Here is a 20,546-nt window from a genome sequence, read left to right on the forward strand (position 1 = left end):
GTATTAATCGAATTTATCTTCAACCAGCTCCATAAAGCGTTCTTCATATTCGGCTTTATTGTCCCAATTGTTATAATCTGGCTTTATAAATTCTGATATGAGTTTCTGCGCCTCTTCAAAAGATTTTGTTGTATTTATTTGAGAAATCACCCTGTCGTAATCCTCGCTTTTCCCATCAAAAAGGTGCTTGATAAAAGCTAACTTATCATTTAAATCAATTTGAAGGCGTCTTCCTTTTAGTGCGTCATTTAAAGATTTTCGTTTTTGAGCCTCTTCAATAGGCTCAAATTCTGGGATTTCTGCGTAATCTGAAGTGATATCCTCGAACTCAATTGTTGTGGCAGTCTTACTTTCTTTTGCCTTCTCCAAAATAACATCAATCTCGTTTGTCTCCTCTGGCATGTGAGCGACCATATCTTTTATTTTGTTCATCACAGGTTCCATTATGCCATCGTCCTCAACTTCATCTAGATTAATATAAATCTTATTTTCTACTTCAATGTTATCACTAACTTTATTATTAAAAGCCGTATCTAACATTTCAAAAAATGAAGAATCATTGCCAATTGTTGGCATTCTATCTTCAAAATTCTCATGCGCAAACTTAAGCACGGTTAATTTTTCGTAAAGTTTAGTTACTTCCTCGTGCATTTTGTCTACATCCTCTCTACCTTTCAGTTTCAGAATTCGGTGTGCAATACTTATTAATTCTGATTCTAATTTCTTTTTCATCTTGTAATTCCTCTTAAATTTTCAAAGTCAAAAACATCTTTTGCAATTGCATTTAATTTGTCTGAATTAAATTATAGATGTTTCACTTTTACTTTTGATTTTTTATATTTTTGATTGACCTTTATAAAAACGGATTATTAATACGATTTAGTGTTAAAATTACGAAATGTTTCTTGAAAATACGGTAAATCATAAAGAACAATTTGGATGGATTGAGGTGATTTGTGGATCGATGTTCTCTGGTAAAACCGAAGAACTAATTCGAAGACTAAAACGCGCTAAATTTGCCAGACAAAAAGTTGAAATTTTTAAACCAGCCATAGACGTTAGGTACGATGATGAGATGGTAATCTCTCATGACTCTAATGAGATAAGGTCTACTCCTGTACCTGCTGCGGCAAACATTCCTATATTAGCAGACGGTTGCGATGTCGTTGGTATTGATGAAGCTCAATTTTTCGATGATGAAATTGTACGAGTGTGTAATGATTTGGCAAATAAAGGTGTCCGTGTTATTGTTGCTGGTTTAGATATGGATTTTAAAGGCAATCCATTTGGTCCTATGCCATACCTAATGGCTACCGCAGAGTATGTTACCAAAGTACACGCCATATGCACTAAAACAGGAAACCTTGCGCAATACAGTTATAGAAAAGCCAAAAGTGATGATCTTGTTCTTCTCGGTGAAGTAGACGAATACGAACCGCTTAGTAGAGCAGCTTTTTATAAAAGTATGCTACGAGATAAAGTGCGACAGATAAAGGTTAATGATGCACAAGAAATTAACGCCAAAGATCAAAAATCAGATGGCTAAAGCACAAGAAACTGTTTTAGAGCTTAATTTAAATTCGCTAAGCCACAACTTCGAATATCTTAAATCAAAATTAAAACCAAGCACAAAATTCTTAGGAGTAGTAAAGGCATTTGCCTATGGAAGTGACGCGGTTGTGGTTGCAAAACATCTGGAAAAACTTGGTGTTGACTATTTTGCAGTGGCGTATGTCAATGAAGGGATTGTATTGCGTGAAAATGGCGTTACCACGCCAATATTGGTATTGCATCCTCAGCCCATAAATTTTAAGGCGTTGATAGAGCATTGTTTAGAACCAAGCTTGTATAACGCTAAGGTTTTAAATGAATTTATCGAGACGGCCACAAAACAAGGACAAAAAGATTATCCCGTTCACATTAAGTTTAACACTGGATTAAACCGTTTGGGGTTTTCTGAAAATGACATACCTTTTATCATTAATAAACTAAAAAGCACTAAGTGCGTAAAGGCCAAATCTGTTTTTTCACATTTAGTTGCTAGTGAAGATCTAGACGAAAAAGAATTTACCGAAAACCAGATTAAAAAATTTATTTCGATTGCAGAGCGTTTTGCAGATCTAATAGGATATAAACCATGGCTACACCTCTGTAATACCTCAGGCCTTTTAAATTATCCTAATGCGCATTTTGATATGGTGCGATGCGGCATTGGTCTTTATGGTTTCGGAAACTCATTCAAGGAAGACAAAAATCTAATACCAATCGCAAGTCTGAAGTCGGTAATTTCTCAGATACATAATATCGAAAAAGGAGAATCTGTTGGTTACAACAGGTCCTACAGGGCTTCTAAATCTGAGAGAATAGCAACCATACCTATAGGCCACGCAGATGGAATAAGCAGAATATACGGCCAAGGCAAAGGATTTGTTTCTATTAATGGTAAAAGTGCACCCATTGCAGGAAATGTTTGTATGGACATGTTAATGGTTAATATTACCAATATTGAATGCAAAGAAGGTGACGAAGTAATTGTATTTGGTCAAGAGAATTCTGCCTCAAATTTAGCGGAATCTGCAGGGACTATTTCCTATGAAATTCTGACTGCTATTTCTAGTCGTGTTAGAAGAACCTTTACAAAATAACTATGTGTTTTTAAAATTGTGACTTTTTAACTAAATTGGTGTCTTACTAACATATTTTACTAACTATTAATACACTATTATTATGCTAAAAGAATTTAAGGAATTTGCAATGAAAGGCAATCTTGTCGACATTGCAGTTGGTTTTGTTATGGGTGCAGCTTTCAAAGAAGTTGTGACGGCATTCACCGGAGGAATTGTTTCTCCATTAATTGGTCTTATCTTTGATTCAGACTTTAAAGCATTAAGATACAAATTAAAAGACGGTGTTTTGAATGATGCAGGTGAAATGGCAGGAGAGGTATGGTTAGAATATGGTACATTTCTAACTAATGTAATTGACTTTATTATTGTTGCATTTGTAATGTTCCTTGTGGTAAAAGGTGTTAACAAAATGAAGAAGAAAGAGGAGCCAGCTCCGGAAGCACCAGCAGGACCATCTGAAGTTGATCTATTAACTGAGATTAGAGATGCTTTAAAGAAGTAATAAAAGTATAGCGACACCGCTACACTATATTAGTTTATAATTAAACCCAAGCCATACGGCTTGGGTTCTTTTTTTAAACAAAGTTAATTAATTAACACCTAGATTTTTTGTTGTTAAAAGCCCTCACATTATTTAATAGAAGGTTTTAGTTTTGCTTAATTTTGTGAGATAATTTTTAATTAGAAAAAATGAAAGTAGCTGTGGTTGGTGCGACCGGTCTTGTTGGTAATGTTATGCTTAAAGTTTTGGAAGAGCGCAATTTTCCTATTGATGATATATTTCTTGTTGCTTCTGAACGTTCAGTTGGCAAAAAAGTTGATTTCAAAGGTAAGACCTATGAAGTTATTAGTATACCGACCGCCATCGAAAAACGTCCCGATATTGCGTTGTTTTCTGCTGGTGGAAACACCTCATTAGAATGGGCCCCAAAGTTTGCTGAAATTGGAACTACAGTTATAGATAATTCTTCGGCATGGCGTATGGATCAAAGCAAAAAATTAGTTGTTCCAGAAATAAATGCTGACCAGCTAACCAAAGAAGATAAAATCATTGCAAATCCTAATTGTTCAACTATACAAATGGTAATGGCGCTAGCACCTTTGCATGCTAAATACAAAATCAAGCGCATTGTTGTGTCTACATATCAGTCTGTATCTGGTACCGGTGTAAAAGCTGTAGAACAATTAGAAAACGAGATTGCTGGTAAAAAAGGGGATATGGCTTATCACTATCCTATCCACAAAAATGCTATCCCACATTGTGATATTTTTGAAGAAAATGGTTATACCAAAGAAGAAATGAAATTGGTGCGTGAAACTCAAAAAATCCTAAACGATAACAGTATCGCTGTTACGGCTACGGCGGTGAGAATCCCAACTGCTGGTGGTCACAGTGAAGCTGTTAACGTAGAGTTTGAACATGATTTTGACCTGTCTGATATAAGAAGAATACTGAGTAATACAGCCGGAGTAACCGTTCAGGATAATCTTGATGTAAATGTTTATCCAATGCCAATATATGCCAACGGCAAAGATGATGTTTTTGTTGGTAGAATAAGGCGAGACATGTCACAACCAAATAGTCTCAATCTTTGGGTGGTAAGCGATAATCTTAGAAAAGGTGCCGCCACCAATACCATACAAATTGCAGAATATTTGGTATACAATAGTCTTGTTTAGTTCGGCGAATAATCCCCAACTAGTTTGATTTTAAAGTCTTCTTTTTGACCTTTCATTCTGTTGATTAAGAACTATTAAATAGTTATCTTGTGTGATAGTAATTTAATTTCTTAATAAATCACTCCAAAATGAAAAAAACAATCTTATTGTTAGCCTTAGTCTTTATTTTTGTATCGTGTAAAAACGATTCTAAATCTTTGAAAACTGTCAACGTTAACTATCCAGAAACTAAAACAGTAGATACTGTAGATACTTATTTTGGAGAGGAAGTATCCGATCCATATCGCTGGTTAGAAGATGACAGGAGCGAAGAAACTGAAGAGTGGGTAAAAGCACAAAATGAATCGACATATAGTTTTTTGGATAACATTCCTTATCGAGAAGAGCTCAAAGAACGACTTACCAAAATATGGAACTACGAAAAGATTGGTGCACCATTCGTAGAGGGTGATTACACTTATTTCTATAAAAATGATGGGCTTCAGAATCAATATGTAATCTTCAGATATAAAAGTGGTGAAGATCCAAGTACCGCTGAGGTTTTTCTTGACCCAAATACATTTAAGGAAGACGGAACCATTTCGCTTGGTGGTTTAAGTTTTTCAAGGAATGGGAAAACACTAGCGTATTCCATTTCAGAAGGAGGTAGTGATTGGAGAAAAATCTTAATCATGGATGTTGAGTCCAAAGAAATTATTGAAGACACTTTGGTGGATATTAAATTTAGTGGTATGTCTTGGTACAAAAACGAAGGGTTTTACTATTCAAGTTATGACAAACCTAAAGGAAGTGAGCTGTCTGCCAAAACAGATCAACACAAGGTCTACTACCATAAACTTGGCACCAATCAGTCAGAAGATAAGTTAATCTTTGGAGGAATTCCCGAAGAAAAGCATCGCTATATTTATGCTGGTGTCACTGAAGATGACAGATTTTTAATTATAACGCCAAGAGTATCTACTTCAGGCAATAAATTGTATATAAAAGATCTTACCATTCCTAATGCACCGTTGGTCAAAATATTAGATCATACCGACTCGGACTCTAACATAATTGAAAATGTAGGGTCAAAATTATATATAATGACAAATCTTGATGCGCCAAATCGTCGTGTAGTTACGGTTGACGCCTCTAATCCTAAACCTGAAAACTGGGTAGATTTTATACCTGAAACAGAAAATGTACTAAGTCCATCCACTGGTGGTGGTTATTTCTTTGCAGAATATATGATAGATGCGGTTTCAAAAGTGTATCAATATGACTATGATGGCAAATTAGTGAGGGAAGTAGAATTACCAGGAGTTGGCTCTGCGGGTGGATTTGGTGCCAAAAAAGAAGAAAAGGAACTTTATTATTCATTCACAAACTACACTACTCCTGGAAGCATTTATAAATATAATATCGTAGAAGGAACTTCTGAGCTCTATAGAAAACCAAACATAGATTTTAACTCCGACGATTATGAGAGTAAACAGGTGTTTTACAATTCAAAAGACGGAACTAAAGTGCCTATGATTATTACCCACAAAAAGGGCTTAGAATTAAATGGTAAAAACCCTACTATTCTTTATGGTTATGGTGGTTTTAATATTAGTCTTACTCCTAGTTTTAGTATTACAAATGCTGTTTGGATGGAGCAAGGTGGTATATATGCCGTTCCAAACTTACGCGGCGGTGGAGAATATGGAAAGGCGTGGCATGATGCCGGAACTCAAATGAAAAAACAAAACGTTTTTGACGATTTTATTGCTGCTTCAGAATACCTTATTGACAACAAATATACCTCGTCAGAATACTTAGCTATAAGAGGTGGCTCCAATGGTGGCTTATTGGTTGGTGCAACAATGACGCAACGTCCTGAATTAATGCAAGTGGCCTTACCTGCGGTCGGTGTACTAGATATGCTTCGTTACCATACCTTCACAGCTGGAGCGGGCTGGGCTTATGATTATGGTACTTCTGAAGATAGCAAAGAAATGTTTGAATATCTTAAAGGCTATTCTCCAGTGCATAATGTTAAAGAAGGTGTCGAATATCCAGCAACACTTATAACTACAAGTGATCACGACGATAGAGTGGTTCCTGCCCATAGCTTCAAATTTGCTGCTGAACTACAGAGCAAACAATCTGGTAATGCGCCAACATTAATCAGAATTGAAACTGACGCTGGTCACGGTGCGGGAACACCGGTTTCAAAACAAATTGAACAGGCAACAGATATATTTGGATTTACCTTGTATAATATGGGTTTTGATGTTCTGCCAAGTAAAACCAATAAAAAAATAAGAGGATAATCTCCTAATTAATTTTTTAATTAATAAAAGGTTGGTTTTGGTCAAATTCATTCTGAGTGAATAGATTAATAAAAAAAGATTAGCTTTAAGGGCTAATTTTTTTGCAATAGGTAGGAGAATCCGAAGTGTTCTTGTTAAACTATTGTACTATTATCCTTTATGAAAATAAAATACGGTTCTATACTGATTGGCCTACTTTTGCTGCTTCAGTCTTGTGGTAAAGATGAACCTATTATCGTTTTACAAATTGAAACAAATTCAGACGCAGTTGTACTTGAACAAAATTCACAAGTTGAGATTTTTATATTTCAGAATGATATTAATATTCCTACTGAAGGGCAATTATCATTCTCAAATCCAAACAAAGGATCCCTAGGCATAAATAATAACGATACGCCTAATGACATTAGCGATGATAGTTTATTTTTTGTTGCAACACCTAATATTATCGGTGAAGATTCCTTTCAGTATACAGTTTGTGACAACTTTAATAGCTGTAAGACCGCAACTGTTAGTATAACAATTACGTCGCTATCTGTTGTGAATGTTTTTGAAGATACGCCTCACCAAACCTTGTCTGAATATAATTTTTTTGAAGGTGATTTAAGCAATTTAAACCCCACATTTGGTGTAATACCATACGATCTTAATTCGCCATTATTTACAGATTATGCAAAGAAAAAGCGGTTTATTTGGATGCCAAATGCAGTTAAAGCAAATTACATAGATGACGCTTCGCCATTAGAATTTCCTACAGGTACCTATTTAATCAAAAACTTCTACTACAACACAATTCAGCCCAATAATACCACCAAAATACTCGAAACAAGATTAATGTTTAAAACAATTGAGGGATGGGATTTTGCCAATTATTTATGGAATGATGAACAAACAGAGGCTTATTTTAGCAACCAAGGAAATCTAATAGATTTAACTTGGCTAGAAGGTGAATCAATTAAAAGCACAACCTATAGAATTCCTTCTAGGGCAGAATGTTTTACATGCCATAATCAACTGGATAACCCGACTCCAATCGGATTAAAGCCTCAAAACATTAATAAAGATTACAGCTATTCAACAGGGGTTGAAAATCAATTGAGAAAACTAATAGATGTTGGCTATTTAAACTCAAATATCTCAGGAACTATTGAAACAAGCGTAGCTTGGGATGATTATTCACAACCTTTAGAATTAAGGGTTAGATCATACCTAGATATTAATTGTGCGCATTGCCATTCTGATAGTGGTCATTGCAATTATAGACCTATGCGTTTTGCCTTTAATTTAACCGATAATCCAGAAAATATAGGCGTTTGTGTAGAACCTGAAACACAATTCATTCCAAATTCAGATATTGTAAAACCCAATAATACCGAACTTTCAATCTTATTTTATAGACTGAGTACAACCGATGAGTCATTTAGAATGCCATTGCTTGGTCGTACTATAAACCACAGAGAGGGTATCGCTCTTATAGAGCAATGGATAAATTCTCTTGATAACTGCAATTAAATCAATATTTAGCATGAAAAAAATTACGCTATTTATCTTAACTACTGTTCTATCCTGTTTTTTTGGTAATGCTCAGTATGTCTTTAGTCCTATAGAAGGACCTATAAATGTTGCGCAGGGCGCACCTGTTACTTACAACCTTAATGACATTGCGAATTCAGCTGGTGTTACGATACCTGCTTCGGGAACTTACAACTCATTTAGAGTGTCGGTAGAATGGTCTGAAGGATCAGGAATACCTTGGTCTATTGAGGCCGATTTAACATTTATAACAAATTCAGGTTCCGTAAATATTGACCCTCCAACTTCTGGTGGTCAAAGTTCAACCAGTAATACAACATTGACTTTTGAAGGTGATTTGCCTGGCCTTTATGATCCTGCTTCAGATGGTTATATCGATTTAATTTTTAACCAGAGTTACAGTGGCTCTAATGCAGATTGGTCCAATATTGTTGTTACGCTTTATGAATCACCTTCCTGTCCTAATCCCACAAATTTAATGGCAGTAAATATAACAGACGTTTCAGCGGACCTAGTATGGACAGAAGTTGGGGCTTCAACGTCTTGGAATATAGAATGGGGATTAAGTGGTTTTTCTATAGGTACAGGAAATACAGCTTCTAATGTTACCTCAACGTCTTACAGTCTTGTAGGATTAACTCAAGGAACAAGCTACGATTTTTACATTCAAGCAAACTGTGGTAACGGCGAATTTTCAAATTTTGTTGGGCCAGTCGGTTTTTCAACAATAATACCTGCTAGAATCAATTTTACACAACAGTCTGTTACTTTAAATAGTGGCGGTTTTGCAACTGCTATAGTGGATATGAATGGAGATAATCTAGACGATATCGTTGGTGTACAGGCTAATAATATTAATATAAAACAGCAAAATCCTGATGGTACTTTTACAAATTTAAATATCACCACACCTACGGCAGACTATACACCAAGCTGGAGTATTGCGGCGGCAGATTACGACGCAAATGGTAAAACCGATTTGCTATATGGAGCCGGAAGTGGCGTAACTTTTATGAGAGCAAGTAATGATGGAAATAGTTTTACCCAACAATCTACCACAGAATACGTTTTTTCGCAACGTTCTAATTTTGTAGATATTAACAACGATGGATTTCTAGATGCATTTGTATGTCATGATGTACAGCCAAATGTTTATTTTATAAATGATGGCACAGGAAACCTGGTATACTATCAGTCGGACGTTACGCCTGGAGCACCATTTGAATTAGGGAACTTCGCCTCTGGTGGAGATTATGGTTCAATTTGGATAGATTATAATAACGACAGAAATATGGATCTGTTCATCGCTAAATGTGGTGGCTCTGAAGAGCGCAGAACAAACGTTATGTATACCAATAATGGCGATGGTACTTATACAGAAAATGCGGCAGATATTGGTTTAGCAGACCCTATGCAAACTTGGTCTTCGGCATGGGGAGATTTTGACAATGATGGTGATATGGACGTATTTGTAGGTGCAAGTTCTGGAAGTCATAAGTTAATGCGTAATAATGGATTTTCGGACGATGGTGATCCCAGCAACGACTATACCTTTACAGATGTAACGTTAGGCGCTGGTGTTTCAAGCGCCCCGACGGGCTGGGAAAGTTCTGCATTCGATATAGACAACGATGGCAACCTAGATATTATAGCTAACGGCACGTTACTCTTTGGCAAAGGCGACCTTACTTTTGAAGATGCCGATCCCAATCAAATCAACTATAAGAATGGAAGCTTTGGAGACCTAAATAACGACGGATTTATTGATGCTTATTACAATCAGCTCATTTATTATAACCTTGGAAATAGTAACAACTGGGTGAAAATAAATACCAATGGAATGGGGCACCAAACACCCAACTATAGTAATATTAACGGTATTGGTGCGCGTGTTGAAATTATTACTCCATCTGGCACACAAATTAGAGATGTAAAAAGTGGCGAAGGATTTGAGTTTATGAGCACCCTTACGACACATTTTGGACTTGGCTCTGATACTACGATCAACGAAATAAGAATTTATTGGCCTTCTGGTGTTATAGATGTAGTTCCAAATCCCGAAATAAATACTACTCATAATATTGTTGAAGGGTCTTTTTCTTTAAGTATTGAGGATCAATCATTATCAGAATTCTATATTTATCCCAATCCCGTAAAGAATATATTAAGAATTAAAACTTTCGAAGTCTTAACAGAGAGAATTGCAACTATTTTTGATGTAACTGGCAAACGTGTTTTTAATCAAAGAATAAATGACAACCAACTTGATGTTTCCAATCTTCAAGAAGGTGTATATTTTCTTAGAATTGAATCTAATGGAAGAAGTATCAAGCTAAAGTTTATTAAGAATTAAAGAATAGTTCTGACTTTAATTATAAAAACCGCTTGAATAACGAGCGGTTTTTTTGTGGTATTTTTGCACATGCTTCAAGTAAAAAATCTTTCATTTGCTTATTCAACTAATCAGGTCCTTAAAGGCCTCAGTTTTGAGGTTAATAGAGGCAAAACCCTTGCGGTTATAGGCGAAAGTGGTTCTGGGAAAAGCACACTTCTAAAACTCATTTACGGTGAATTTGATATCAAAAAAGGCGAAGTATGGTGGGATAACAAACAAATTTTGGGTCCGGCGTTTAATCTTGTTGTAGGCTATGATTTTATGAAATTTGTTGCGCAGGAGTTTGACTTAATGCCATATACATCAGTTGAAGATAATATTGGGAAATTCCTCTCCCGATTCTATCCAGAAGAAAAAGAAAAACGCACCAATGAGCTATTAAAAGTTGTAGAGTTAGAATCTTTTGCAAAAAAAAAGGTGAAAAATCTAAGTGGTGGCCAAAAACAACGAGTGGCATTGGCAAGAGCCTTAGCAAAAGAACCTGAAATTCTTCTACTTGACGAGCCTTTCAGCCATATTGATAATTTTAAAAAACAATCATTACGCCGCAGTATTTATGAATATTTAAAAATCAATCAAATTAGTTGTGTGGTGGCAACCCATGACAAAAACGACGTCCTTGGATTTGCAGATGAAATGATTGTATTACATAAAAAAGAGGTTGTTATAAAAGATTCGCCAGAACGTATTTATAACGATCCTAAGCTACCCTTAGTAGCGTCTTTTTTTGGAGAATTTTCCGTAATAGAAGGTCAAATTTATTATGCACATCAATTAAAAATAGTACAACGATCTGAGCATAAGGCCGTGGTGAAGCAATCATATTTTAATGGCAATACATGGCTCGTTCAAGCTATTTATAACTCTGAGTATATTTTTTTGGAACACGAATTTGAAATCCAACCAAAATCAGAGTTTTATTTCAAGGTTATGAAGTGATCTATTTGTCAAATTTCTTTAGTAAAGCTGGTAAATAAAATATATCGGTGATCAACGCATTGGCAACAGTAACTGCACAAAGTAAACCAAAATCCTGTACAGAAGGTGTCACGCTTGAGGCAATAATTAGAAATCCACCAACTAATGCAATTGTAGTAGATAGTAAAGCTCCACCCGTGTAGTGCATGGCATTATTCATTCGACTCTCTACTGGACCAGTTATCGTTTTGCTTTTTCTGTATTTATGTACCAAATGTATAGTATCATCCATAGCTATACCAAGCATAATTGGTGTTATCATAGCCGTTGTAACATCTAAGGGTATGTCTAAAAGACTCATAAAAACCGCAAGAATTGCTAATGGTAATATGTTAGGAATTAATACTAAAATTGTCGTTCTAAAGCTTTTGATAAAGACCAAGAGACATAAAAACGCTACAAAAAAAGCAGCGAAAAATGACTTAAATTGTGTCTCTAATATAAAGTTGTTTAGTTGTGCAAATACCACCGCAAAACCATTAATTTTTAATTTATAATCATCTTTATTGAATGACGCTTCAAAAGCGCTCTCGATATCCTCTAACACTTGTTCTAACTCCGATGTTCGCATTTCCATAAGTGTTAGCGTAAATCCTGCAGTTGATAGATCTTCTGAAAACAACTTAAAAAACCTATTTTCCTTGGCGTCCACAGAAGACAATGTCTGTTTTAATTTGGCTTCAGAAATGTTTGACTGAAACAAAACTGGCGTTCGTTTTTCAAGGAACGTTTTAATGGTCACTACTGAAACTGGATTTGAAATTAATGGATTAGCTTCTAGTTTATCCTGAAAATCTTCAAGTTGCTTTAAAGCTCCCCTGTTTAATATCGATTCTCCATTTGTTGTAGAAATATTTATTTGAAGTCTATTGCTTCCGCCTAATTCAACCTCAACAGCTCTTAGATCCTCTTTTGCCTTTCCTTCCGCAAGCAAATCACGCGAGTTCGTGTCTATTTTTACCTGAAATATTGAATACAAACCAAAAAGTAATAATGCCGTAAATAAGGAGATAATTGGCGTCTTGTATTGGGTTGTCAAACTATTTAGCCAATTTATAAAGCCTGATTGTGAAAGCGCTTTAAAGCTTAAAATTGGTTTTGCATTTTTAAAATCCAAGTTTATAAAACTGAAACCAATAATGGTAATCAGATAAACCAGAATGAAGCTTAACAACAATCCAATACAGGTAAAAACACCCATGTTTTTAAAGGCTGGTAAAGGTGATAAGTACAGCGCAAAGTAACCAACTAGTGTAGTAAGTGTAGTATAAAAGCAAGGTGTAATACTTTTTCTTAAGGCAAGTGCAATTAGCTGTACTTTTGATAGGTTATTGTTGAAAAGGCCTTCTTTGTGGTAAATATTTATAATATGGACTGCATCACTTACACTATAAACCATAAGTATTGTTGGGATTAGCATAGAAATCATATTGAGTGCAAAACCCATAGAAGTAATTAATCCAAACAAGAGGCTAATTGGTATAGCCACTGATAACAAGGCAACTAAAAGATAGCGCTTACTTGGCAACATAAACAACAACAAGACTGTAATGACTAGAATTGTTAGAATTCCGAAGATTAAGCTTTCTTTATAAATCCCTTTACTGTAGGCCTCATTTAAAACCGGTGGACCAGTTAAGTAATATTGAGGATATGAACTTTTTATAACCTTATTTATTTCCTTTACAACTTCTTGCCTATTTTCCTCTATTGTAGGCGTAGGTTTCATTTGGATGTAAAAAAATAGATTTTGATAATCTCCTGTGATAAGCTGATTAGAAATGTTTTCTAATTTAGAAAACAGGTTTTTCAGTCCTCTTTCGCTTCGTTTAGAACTATATAAATCATCTAATCTAATGCCATTATTAGCATAAATAGGATATTTTGCTTTGGCAAGGCTAAATGACGTATTTACATAAGGTAACGCTTCAACCTTTTTATGCAAAGCCTCCAATTTGTTGATTTCACTTTCATTAAGTGCCCCTGGAGTTCCATCTGGATTAGGTGTTGCTGGAAGCATTACTACAAATATTTCGTCAGAGCCGAAGTTGTTCTGAAAATCGATGTAGGCCATGTAGCTTGGGTCATCCTCTAGAAACCAAATAGAAAGTGAATTATCGACACTTAACTTTTGAAATGTCTGATAAGCCGAAAAACATATCAAAATAAAAAGAATAGCAATGCTTACTATTCTGAATTTAATGATGGTTGAAACTAACTTTTCAAGTCTTTTCATAACTTATGCTATAGCAATAGCTCCAAACTTTCCATGATGAGAAATGCTAATATTATACTTTTTTGATTTGTAGTAAATGAGTGGCACACCAAATGGTGTTTTAGCATATTTGAGGTTTTTCTCAAGGTATTTTCGTTCAGTGGCAAATAACTTTAAAGCTTCCTTTTCAAACGTTTTTCCCTGATTCATATGAGATATGTTTTCCAAGTTTATAACCTTAGAAGTCGTTAGTTTGTTCTTTAATCGTGCCTCAGAAAGAATATAGTGAATGGTCGTTTTTGTATTTGTTTCACACAGAAAAGATTTATATCTAACGGTTTCCCCATTTTTAAGATTACAGGTAAAGGCTTTAGGATTGTAAAAGCGGCTTGGACATACTTGAGTATACAGTTTATATGCCGCCTCTTTCATGCTCCATAATTTCCAAACCATTATTGTAGGTTCATTTGAGGCGTATATTAATTGCTGTTCCTGTAAGTTAAATATCTTATCGAGATATCTTGGTCTTTGCCAGTCAGATTGCCTTTTGGCCAATTCAATATCAACAATATCATTACCCACCATTAACTATTAAGTTTAGACGTCACTATGGCCATGGCAGACCTTACATTGAGCATTTGCTCCATATCTTCATTTTCAAGACGAATATTAAACTCGTCCTCGATGTCTAAAATGATATCAACCAAATTTGCGGAATTTATCTTCAGATCATTCACAAAATCTGTGTCTTCCGTTAAATTTTTAAAGGCTTCCTCATCTTGTACATAAGGAGCAATAATTGGTTTTAATTTGGCAATTAATTCGTCTTTGTTCATAGCAATATGTTATTAAACAAAGTTACGCCATAAATCGTTTAAATAAAACACATGCATTAACATCGCCAAACCCAAAACTTGCCTTTGCAAGCACATTAAAATTTTGTACTTGTGATTCAAGTGGAATCTTACCACTATGTACTAATTTTTGAATTTCAGGATGAAAATCTTCACAGTTGATATTGGGAGCAACAAACTGTTCTTTAATTTGAATAATACTAGCAACGCACTCTATGGCACCAGCAGCGGCTAAGCAATGGCCAACCAAAGATTTTGTTGAATTTATAAATGGAAAATCTTCTCCTTTTCGATTTAGGGCTTCTGACCAATTTTGGATTTCTAGAGCATCTTTTGTTGTTGCTGTAAGATGTCCATTTATAACATCTACTTCTGAATTTTTAACCTTAGCATTTTCTAATGCCTTTGAAATACATCGTTTTACAGCCTCTGGATTAGGTGCCGTCAATGTACCTCCATTACGTTGTCCGCCCGAATTGACTTCGCCGCCTAAAACCTCTGCATATATCTTAGCGCCACGCTCCAGAGCACTTTCTAACGATTCAAGAACTAAGGCACCAGCACCACTTCCAGGCACAAAACCTGATGCCGTTGCGCTCATTGGGCGCGAGCCTTTCTCTGGCTCCGTATTATGTTTGTAGGTCATAACGCGCATGGCGTCAAATCCGCCCCAAACATACGGACCATGATCACTACAGCTACCAACAATCATACGTTTGGCTTTCCCATTTTGTATTCTATCATGGCCTAATATTAAAGCCTCTGTTCCTGTGGTGCATGCAGATGAATTTGTAGTAACCTGGTTACCCAATCCTAGCATACCACTGAGGTAAGCACTGACACCACTTGCCATAGTTTGTAATACAACTGTACTTCCCAAGCGTCTTACATTACCTTCATCTAATTTGTAAATAGCTTCACGAAATTTTTCCACACCTGAGGTTCCTGTTCCAAATATGAGGCCGGTGTCATAGTCGAGTTCTGAGTCTTCATTTACATCAAACCCAGCATCTCTCCATGCGTCGATACCCGCAATACAGCCGTACAAAATTCCAGAACTGTTAAAGCCACGTAGTTGTAAATCGGTGAAATATTTTGATTTTAATTCGTCCGAGATTATAGGAATACCTCCAATTTGACATGAAAAATTTAGGTCCTTGAGTTCTTGATGAAATGAAATTCCAGAAGTGCCGTTTTTAAGCGCTTTTGTAAATGCTTCAATTCCTACTCCATTTGGTGCAACTACACCTAGGCCTGTTATGACAACTCGCTTTGTCATACTTTAAGCATTCCAGAAATTAATCCTTTAGCCACTAACTCTTCCTTTTTGTTCAGCATTTTTACGTTACATTTTAATTTGTTGAACCGAAACACCTCCTTCTCAGAAACTACTGTCACTTTCTCTCCTGGTAAAACTGGTAAATAAAAATCCATTTGACTTGCTGTTAAGGCTATTTGCGGTTGTTTGGTTTTATTCAATTCGTCTGCTAACAAATAAATTCCTAAACATACGAGTCCAATCTGTGCCATACACTCCGTTAAAATAACGCCAGGAGTAATTGGATTATCTTTAAAATGACCTTCATAAAAAAAAGCATCTTGTTTAAAGGTATAATGTCCAGTAACTCTAGACTCAGAAATATTATCGATGCCGTCGACAAAAAGAAACGGATCTTCGTATGGCAAAAGATGTAAGAGTTCTTCTGTTGTCATATTAGCTTAAATGTTCACCTCCATCAACAGGAATGATTGATCCTGTTATCCAAGAAGCCTCATCCTTGATTAATAAATATACTACGTTCGCTACATCCTCGGGTGTGGTTAAACGCTTATTAGGATTACGCTTTTCACTACGGTTTATAATTTCATCACTTCCGGGAATTAATCTTAAAGAAGCTGTATCTGTTACCCCTGCTTGAATACAATTAGCTTTTATACCATGTAAGGCAAACTCAAGTGCGATGTTTCTAGTTATGGCTTCAAGCGTAACTTTTGCTGCCGAGACAGCTGCATAGTTTTGCCAAGCTTTTGAATTACCTTCACTTGTGAAGCTAATTATCCGTGCATCCTTTGAAAATAAATTAGCATCAAAAAGAGATTTAAACCAATCATATAAACTTATACCCATAGCTTGAATGGTGAGTGCAAAATCATCATTTTTAAGCTCGATATTTTGATCAGACACCATCGGTTTTAAATTCCCCTTAGCAACACTATGAACTAAGGTTTTGATTTTATCCGTATCCCTAAGCAATAATTTGAATTCATTAATAACCTCAGCTCGTTTTTCAGGTTTAAAAGCGTCACAATTAAATGATTTGAATTGAATGCCGTTTTGTTTAATGAATTCAAATTCTCTAGTAATAGCCTCTTGTTGTAGTCTAGGATTACGATGCACAATACAAATATTGAGGCCGTGTTGTGCCAATTTTTTAGCAGTCGCCAATCCGAGACCACTACTGCCTCCTAAAATAAGTGCCCATTCATTTCTGTCTTTAAACTCTCTCATATCACCATTCTAATAATATGCGTTGCGCCGAAAATCCTGGTCCAAAACTTAGCATTAAACCTTTATCACCTTCTGGTAAATTTCTATCCATAAATCGTTCTAGCACATAGAGTACTGTGGCACTACTCATGTTGCCATAAAGTCGCAAAACCTCTTTGGTGTCGTCAATACTTTTGCCTAAATCACCAAACAAATCCTCAACTGTTTGAACAATTTTTTTACCTCCTGGATGAAAAACTAAATGATCAATATCTCCGATAGTTAAATTATTCTGTTCTAAAAACGGATGAATAATTTTTGGGAAATGGTCTGAAATAGTTTGTGGTACGGATTGATCCAATACCATTTGAAGTCCAGAGTTGCGTAATTTAAAACCCATCATATGTTCTGCACCATAAAAATGGTACATAGCTTCATTTAAAATTTCAGGACCTTTATCGTCGTCGTGAGATGATAAAATTACACTGGCGCAACCATCACCAAAAATCGCTGCGCTAACAATATTAACCATTGAGTAATCGTCTAATTGAAAGGTTGCTGTTGGTGACTCTACCGCGATGACTACCGCACGTTTACTTGGATTGGCTTTTAAAAAGTTTTTTGCATATAAAATTCCCGAAACCCCTGCGGCACAACCCATTTCGGTGACTGGCAAACGGACAATATCTTGTTTCATCTTCAACCTATTGATAAGAAAGGCATCTAATGAAGGTATCATAATTCCCGTACAGGACACGGTAATAATATAATCAATATCTGTAGGTTGTAAATTTGCTTTATCTAGGGCCTTAACAAGACTTTGTTCAGCCAACTTTACACATTCACGCGCATATAGATCGTTTTTCTCCTCAAAAGATGTTTTCAGAAAAACCTCTTCAGCATCCATTATGGAATAACGCTTATCAACAGCGGCATTTTCAAAAATTTTTAAAACTTTGCGCTTAAAACGTTCTTCTTGCCCTTCTAACCAAAGTTCAACATAGGGTAAAATATCTTTGGTCTCTCTAGTATATTTTGGTAGTTGTTTTGCAACCGTTGTAATTCTTACAGCCATTTAAGTTCTAATTAACCATTGGTAACGGAAAGCCCATTTCCAGCGGATTTGTGAATTGAGTTGTAATTGATCTGAATAGCTTTCCAAGTCTTTGCGCTTAAATGCTTTCAAAATTGATGTTAAACCATCTTGTACTATCATATCATTAGAAATAACCAGTCCCAATAAATTGAACAATCCATAAGCTAACTTACTTCGATGTAGGTCATTTACCACAATACCGATACTGGCTCTTGAAGTAAATAGCTTTAATAGATGTTCAATTTCTTCAGATTTAAAATGATGTAAAAAAAGAGTCGATAGTGCTATATCAAAATTTAAAACTTCAAATTCTTCAGAAAAAATATCAAGGTGTTGAAAACTTAATTCGTCATATTCACTAGATAATTCCCGTGCATATGCAACGGCATCTTCATTGGCATCAATACCAACAAGTTTGAACTTATAGCCGTGTCTTCTTCCATAATCTGCCAATAACCTCAGCATATCACCGTGGCCACATCCAAGATCAATTATAGTAAAGGTTCTCCTTCTGCCCTTGTTGTTCAGGAGCTGTCTTACACCATTCAGAGTAACATGATTTCCGCCTAGCCATTTATTGATTTTACCAAGTTTATCGAGTGTATCGCGTAACAGTTCTCCCTTCATGGAAAAATCATCCATAATTTCGGTAGCATCGCTTCTATATGTAGTATCAATAAATAAACTCATTATATTTTTATAGGTTTACCATGTGTCATTCTTATGATATGAGGCACTAGAAATGGTAACCATCTTAAAAGTACGAGTAATTTTGGCGCTAACCAATCTTGCCTAAATAAATACGCGATGATGTGCCCAACTTTAAGCCTTAGCCCAAAAGTCTTTTTCCACGATTTTGTATAGGTGTTCTCAAGAATTTGACGTGTTGGAATTTTATTATTTAAATAATCAATCATTAAATCTGAAGCTATCTTTGCACTACGCATAGCCATTCCCATACCATTACCACATAAAGGATGAATCATTCCAGCAGAGTCTCCACACATTAACATATGGTTTTCTACGGGCTTTTTGGTTTCAAAAGAAATCTGGCTTATGGTAAATGGATTCTCAAAAATTTGATCGGTGGATTTGAATAGTTGCTTGAGGGCTTTGTTCTCATAGACGACTGATTTTTGGAACTGATCAATATCCTTATATTTTTTAAAAGCATCAAAGCTTGTTATATAACAAAGATTTATATGGTTATTTTCAACCTTTGAGACACCACAATAACCGCCTTTAAAATTGTGCAATGCCACTTTATCTTCGGGAAATTCTCCCTTTGCATGTACTTTTACACCAAGATATGGCGACTTCTTTTTGATAAAATCTCGCTTAAATTGAACATCGAGGTTAGAACGTTTTCCAAAGGCACCAACGACAAGTTTCGAAGAAATTGAACCGTTTGATTTCATTTTGATTGTAAAAATATCTTCGTGAAACTGTACGTCAATAACCGTATCATGAATGACTTTTACACCAGTATTTTGGGCAAGCAAAAAGAGCTCATGGTCCATTTTGAAACGGCTTATTCCAAAACCCCCTAAAGGTAATTTGGCTGAAATACTCTTATTGTTTTGGGTCGTGAGCTCAAACTCCGTAATGGATTTTGCGCCATGAGAAAAAGGGTTAAAACCAAGATACTCCAAGTAAGGTAATACCTCATTTGAAACGTACTCACCGCAGACCTTATGCTTAGGATAGTTGTTTTTCTCAATTAAAATCACTCTGAATTGATCCTTTGACAAATGAATAGCGCAGCATAAACCTGCCAGACCTCCGCCAACTACAACCACATCAACAGATTCTGTATTCATGGTAGATCTAGATAATGCTTAACTTGTATTTTTACCGTTTTGCCCATTACAAAACTGCTTCCTCCAACATCAAAATCACGTCTATTAATCTCGAAGCTAGACGAGATTATCTTTTTGTTATTCTGTATCTCAACCAAAACGGGAATTGTGATTGCCTTCGCTCTACCCTTTATCGTTAAATTGGCTGAAATCGAGTAATCACTATTCGTTTCCTTCTTTATTTTTGTGCTTTGAAGTATGATGTGCTCAAACTTAGCTTGATGAAAATAATCCTCTTTGAGCAGGTGTTCGTCTCTACTGTCAATTCCGGTTTCAATGGATTCAACATCAATCTTACCATAAATTGATACTAAATTACCATCAGTATTGAATTCTGTGTTGATTTCAAAAATATTAAAATGCCCATCTACATTAATACCTAGATTTCTAATGACAAAATCAATAGAACTAGTTGTCTGAGCGTTCCCTAAAAAAGAAACAAGGATAATCAAAACGTGAACCAATCTAACCACAATAGGTGTTTTACTTGTGAAGTTACGATAGTTTTTAAAGCCAATAAAGTAATT

The 20,546-nt window shown here is 35.5% G+C and carries 19 protein-coding genes; 8 read left to right on the forward strand and 11 right to left on the reverse strand.

Annotation, left to right across the window (positions count from 1 at the left end; genetic code table 11):
• Nucleotides 1-3: 3 nt before the first annotated feature.
• A complete protein-coding gene (locus LBU54_RS01335) occupies nt 4-732 on the reverse strand; it encodes a hypothetical protein (RefSeq protein WP_224524458.1) in 729 nt (242 codons plus the stop codon).
• 166 nt (nt 733-898) lie between these two features.
• Between LBU54_RS01335 and LBU54_RS01340 the strand changes: the two genes are divergently transcribed.
• From LBU54_RS01340 to LBU54_RS01375, 8 genes are all read left to right on the forward strand, one after another.
• Nucleotides 899-1,546 carry a thymidine kinase gene (locus LBU54_RS01340; protein ID WP_224524461.1) on the forward strand — a complete coding sequence of 216 codons (648 nt, stop codon included), beginning with the start codon at nt 899-901 and terminating at the stop codon, nt 1,544-1,546.
• Nucleotides 1,539-2,645: an alanine racemase gene (alr, locus tag LBU54_RS01345; RefSeq protein ID WP_224525882.1), complete on the forward strand. Its 1,107-nt coding sequence runs from the start codon at nt 1,539-1,541 to the stop codon at nt 2,643-2,645. The genes LBU54_RS01340 and alr overlap by 8 nt, the downstream gene beginning before the upstream one ends.
• Before the next feature lie 82 nt (nt 2,646-2,727).
• The gene (gene mscL / locus LBU54_RS01350) at nt 2,728-3,129 is read left to right on the forward strand and encodes a large conductance mechanosensitive channel protein MscL (RefSeq protein ID WP_224524464.1); all 402 of its coding nucleotides are present in this window, start codon (nt 2,728-2,730) and stop codon (nt 3,127-3,129) included.
• A 188-nt stretch (nt 3,130-3,317) separates the two neighbouring features.
• On the forward strand, nt 3,318-4,307 hold the full coding sequence (locus LBU54_RS01355) for an aspartate-semialdehyde dehydrogenase (RefSeq protein ID WP_224524499.1): 990 nt from the start codon (nt 3,318-3,320) through the stop codon (nt 4,305-4,307).
• A gap of 128 nt (nt 4,308-4,435) precedes the next feature.
• Nucleotides 4,436-6,601: a prolyl oligopeptidase family serine peptidase gene (locus LBU54_RS01360; RefSeq protein WP_224524502.1), complete on the forward strand. Its 2,166-nt coding sequence runs from the start codon at nt 4,436-4,438 to the stop codon at nt 6,599-6,601.
• Nucleotides 6,602-6,760: 159 nt separating this feature from the next.
• Nucleotides 6,761-8,113: an Ig-like domain-containing protein gene (locus tag LBU54_RS01365; RefSeq protein ID WP_224524505.1), complete on the forward strand. Its 1,353-nt coding sequence runs from the start codon at nt 6,761-6,763 to the stop codon at nt 8,111-8,113.
• 13 nt (nt 8,114-8,126) lie between these two features.
• Complete coding sequence (locus tag LBU54_RS01370) at nt 8,127-10,487, forward strand: FG-GAP-like repeat-containing protein (RefSeq protein WP_224524508.1); 2,361 nt, start codon at nt 8,127-8,129, stop codon at nt 10,485-10,487.
• 69 nt (nt 10,488-10,556) lie between these two features.
• A complete protein-coding gene (locus LBU54_RS01375; RefSeq protein WP_224524511.1) occupies nt 10,557-11,468 on the forward strand; it encodes an ABC transporter ATP-binding protein in 912 nt (303 codons plus the stop codon).
• A gap of 1 nt (nt 11,469) precedes the next feature.
• Here the strand turns inward: LBU54_RS01375 and LBU54_RS01380 are convergent, their stop codons facing one another.
• Genes LBU54_RS01380 through LBU54_RS01425 form a run of 10 tightly spaced genes read right to left on the reverse strand, consistent with a single transcriptional unit; the run spans nt 11,470 to nt 20,492 of the window.
• A complete protein-coding gene (locus LBU54_RS01380) occupies nt 11,470-13,743 on the reverse strand; it encodes an efflux RND transporter permease subunit (protein WP_224524514.1) in 2,274 nt (757 codons plus the stop codon).
• 3 nt (nt 13,744-13,746) lie between these two features.
• Nucleotides 13,747-14,307, reverse strand: coding sequence for a 4'-phosphopantetheinyl transferase family protein (locus LBU54_RS01385; protein ID WP_224524517.1), 561 nt, complete (start codon nt 14,305-14,307; stop codon nt 13,747-13,749).
• Nucleotides 14,307-14,558, reverse strand: coding sequence for an acyl carrier protein (locus LBU54_RS01390; protein ID WP_224524520.1), 252 nt, complete (start codon nt 14,556-14,558; stop codon nt 14,307-14,309). Before LBU54_RS01390 ends, LBU54_RS01385 begins: the two co-directional genes overlap by 1 nt.
• 22 nt (nt 14,559-14,580) lie before the next feature.
• Nucleotides 14,581-15,855: a beta-ketoacyl-[acyl-carrier-protein] synthase family protein gene (locus tag LBU54_RS01395; RefSeq protein ID WP_224524523.1), complete on the reverse strand. Its 1,275-nt coding sequence runs from the start codon at nt 15,853-15,855 to the stop codon at nt 14,581-14,583.
• Nucleotides 15,852-16,289, reverse strand: a complete 438-nt coding sequence (locus LBU54_RS01400) for a 3-hydroxyacyl-ACP dehydratase FabZ family protein (protein ID WP_224524526.1) — start codon at nt 16,287-16,289, stop codon at nt 15,852-15,854. Before LBU54_RS01400 ends, LBU54_RS01395 begins: the two co-directional genes overlap by 4 nt.
• Nucleotide 16,290: 1 nt before the next feature.
• Entirely contained in the window at nt 16,291-17,085 is a 795-nt protein-coding gene (locus tag LBU54_RS01405; protein ID WP_224524531.1) for an enoyl-ACP reductase FabI, read from the reverse strand.
• A gap of 1 nt (nt 17,086) precedes the next feature.
• Nucleotides 17,087-18,139 (reverse strand): type III polyketide synthase, encoded by a 1,053-nt coding sequence (locus LBU54_RS01410; RefSeq protein WP_224524534.1) that lies wholly within the window; start codon nt 18,137-18,139, stop codon nt 17,087-17,089.
• On the reverse strand, nt 18,140-18,850 hold the full coding sequence (locus LBU54_RS01415) for a methyltransferase domain-containing protein (protein ID WP_224524537.1): 711 nt from the start codon (nt 18,848-18,850) through the stop codon (nt 18,140-18,142).
• Nucleotides 18,850-19,980: an NAD(P)/FAD-dependent oxidoreductase gene (locus tag LBU54_RS01420; protein ID WP_224524540.1), complete on the reverse strand. Its 1,131-nt coding sequence runs from the start codon at nt 19,978-19,980 to the stop codon at nt 18,850-18,852. Before LBU54_RS01420 ends, LBU54_RS01415 begins: the two co-directional genes overlap by 1 nt.
• Complete coding sequence (locus LBU54_RS01425) at nt 19,977-20,492, reverse strand: YceI family protein (protein ID WP_224524541.1); 516 nt, start codon at nt 20,490-20,492, stop codon at nt 19,977-19,979. Before LBU54_RS01425 ends, LBU54_RS01420 begins: the two co-directional genes overlap by 4 nt.
• Between the last annotated feature and the right edge of the window lie 54 nt (nt 20,493-20,546).

Source organism: Winogradskyella alexanderae, from assembly GCF_020166335.1.
Lineage (GTDB): Bacteria > Bacteroidota > Bacteroidia > Flavobacteriales > Flavobacteriaceae > Winogradskyella > Winogradskyella alexanderae.

Excerpts from the sequence above, each read along its gene's own strand:
- LBU54_RS01335 (WP_224524458.1), bottom strand. The coding sequence starts at position 732 with ATGAAAAAGAAATTAGAATCAGAATTAATAAGTATTGCACACCGAATT.
- LBU54_RS01340 (WP_224524461.1), top strand. The coding sequence starts at position 899 with ATGTTTCTTGAAAATACGGTAAATCATAAAGAACAATTTGGATGGATT.
- alr (WP_224525882.1), top strand. The coding sequence starts at position 1,539 with ATGGCTAAAGCACAAGAAACTGTTTTAGAGCTTAATTTAAATTCGCTA.
- mscL (WP_224524464.1), top strand. The coding sequence starts at position 2,728 with ATGCTAAAAGAATTTAAGGAATTTGCAATGAAAGGCAATCTTGTCGAC.
- LBU54_RS01355 (WP_224524499.1), top strand. The coding sequence starts at position 3,318 with ATGAAAGTAGCTGTGGTTGGTGCGACCGGTCTTGTTGGTAATGTTATG.
- LBU54_RS01360 (WP_224524502.1), top strand. The coding sequence starts at position 4,436 with ATGAAAAAAACAATCTTATTGTTAGCCTTAGTCTTTATTTTTGTATCG.
- LBU54_RS01365 (WP_224524505.1), top strand. The coding sequence starts at position 6,761 with ATGAAAATAAAATACGGTTCTATACTGATTGGCCTACTTTTGCTGCTT.
- LBU54_RS01370 (WP_224524508.1), top strand. The coding sequence starts at position 8,127 with ATGAAAAAAATTACGCTATTTATCTTAACTACTGTTCTATCCTGTTTT.
- LBU54_RS01375 (WP_224524511.1), top strand. The coding sequence starts at position 10,557 with ATGCTTCAAGTAAAAAATCTTTCATTTGCTTATTCAACTAATCAGGTC.
- LBU54_RS01380 (WP_224524514.1), bottom strand. The coding sequence starts at position 13,743 with ATGAAAAGACTTGAAAAGTTAGTTTCAACCATCATTAAATTCAGAATA.
- LBU54_RS01385 (WP_224524517.1), bottom strand. The coding sequence starts at position 14,307 with ATGGTGGGTAATGATATTGTTGATATTGAATTGGCCAAAAGGCAATCT.
- LBU54_RS01390 (WP_224524520.1), bottom strand. The coding sequence starts at position 14,558 with ATGAACAAAGACGAATTAATTGCCAAATTAAAACCAATTATTGCTCCT.
- LBU54_RS01395 (WP_224524523.1), bottom strand. The coding sequence starts at position 15,855 with ATGACAAAGCGAGTTGTCATAACAGGCCTAGGTGTAGTTGCACCAAAT.
- LBU54_RS01400 (WP_224524526.1), bottom strand. The coding sequence starts at position 16,289 with ATGACAACAGAAGAACTCTTACATCTTTTGCCATACGAAGATCCGTTT.
- LBU54_RS01405 (WP_224524531.1), bottom strand. The coding sequence starts at position 17,085 with ATGAGAGAGTTTAAAGACAGAAATGAATGGGCACTTATTTTAGGAGGC.
- LBU54_RS01410 (WP_224524534.1), bottom strand. The coding sequence starts at position 18,139 with ATGGCTGTAAGAATTACAACGGTTGCAAAACAACTACCAAAATATACT.
- LBU54_RS01415 (WP_224524537.1), bottom strand. The coding sequence starts at position 18,850 with ATGAGTTTATTTATTGATACTACATATAGAAGCGATGCTACCGAAATT.
- LBU54_RS01420 (WP_224524540.1), bottom strand. The coding sequence starts at position 19,980 with ATGAATACAGAATCTGTTGATGTGGTTGTAGTTGGCGGAGGTCTGGCA.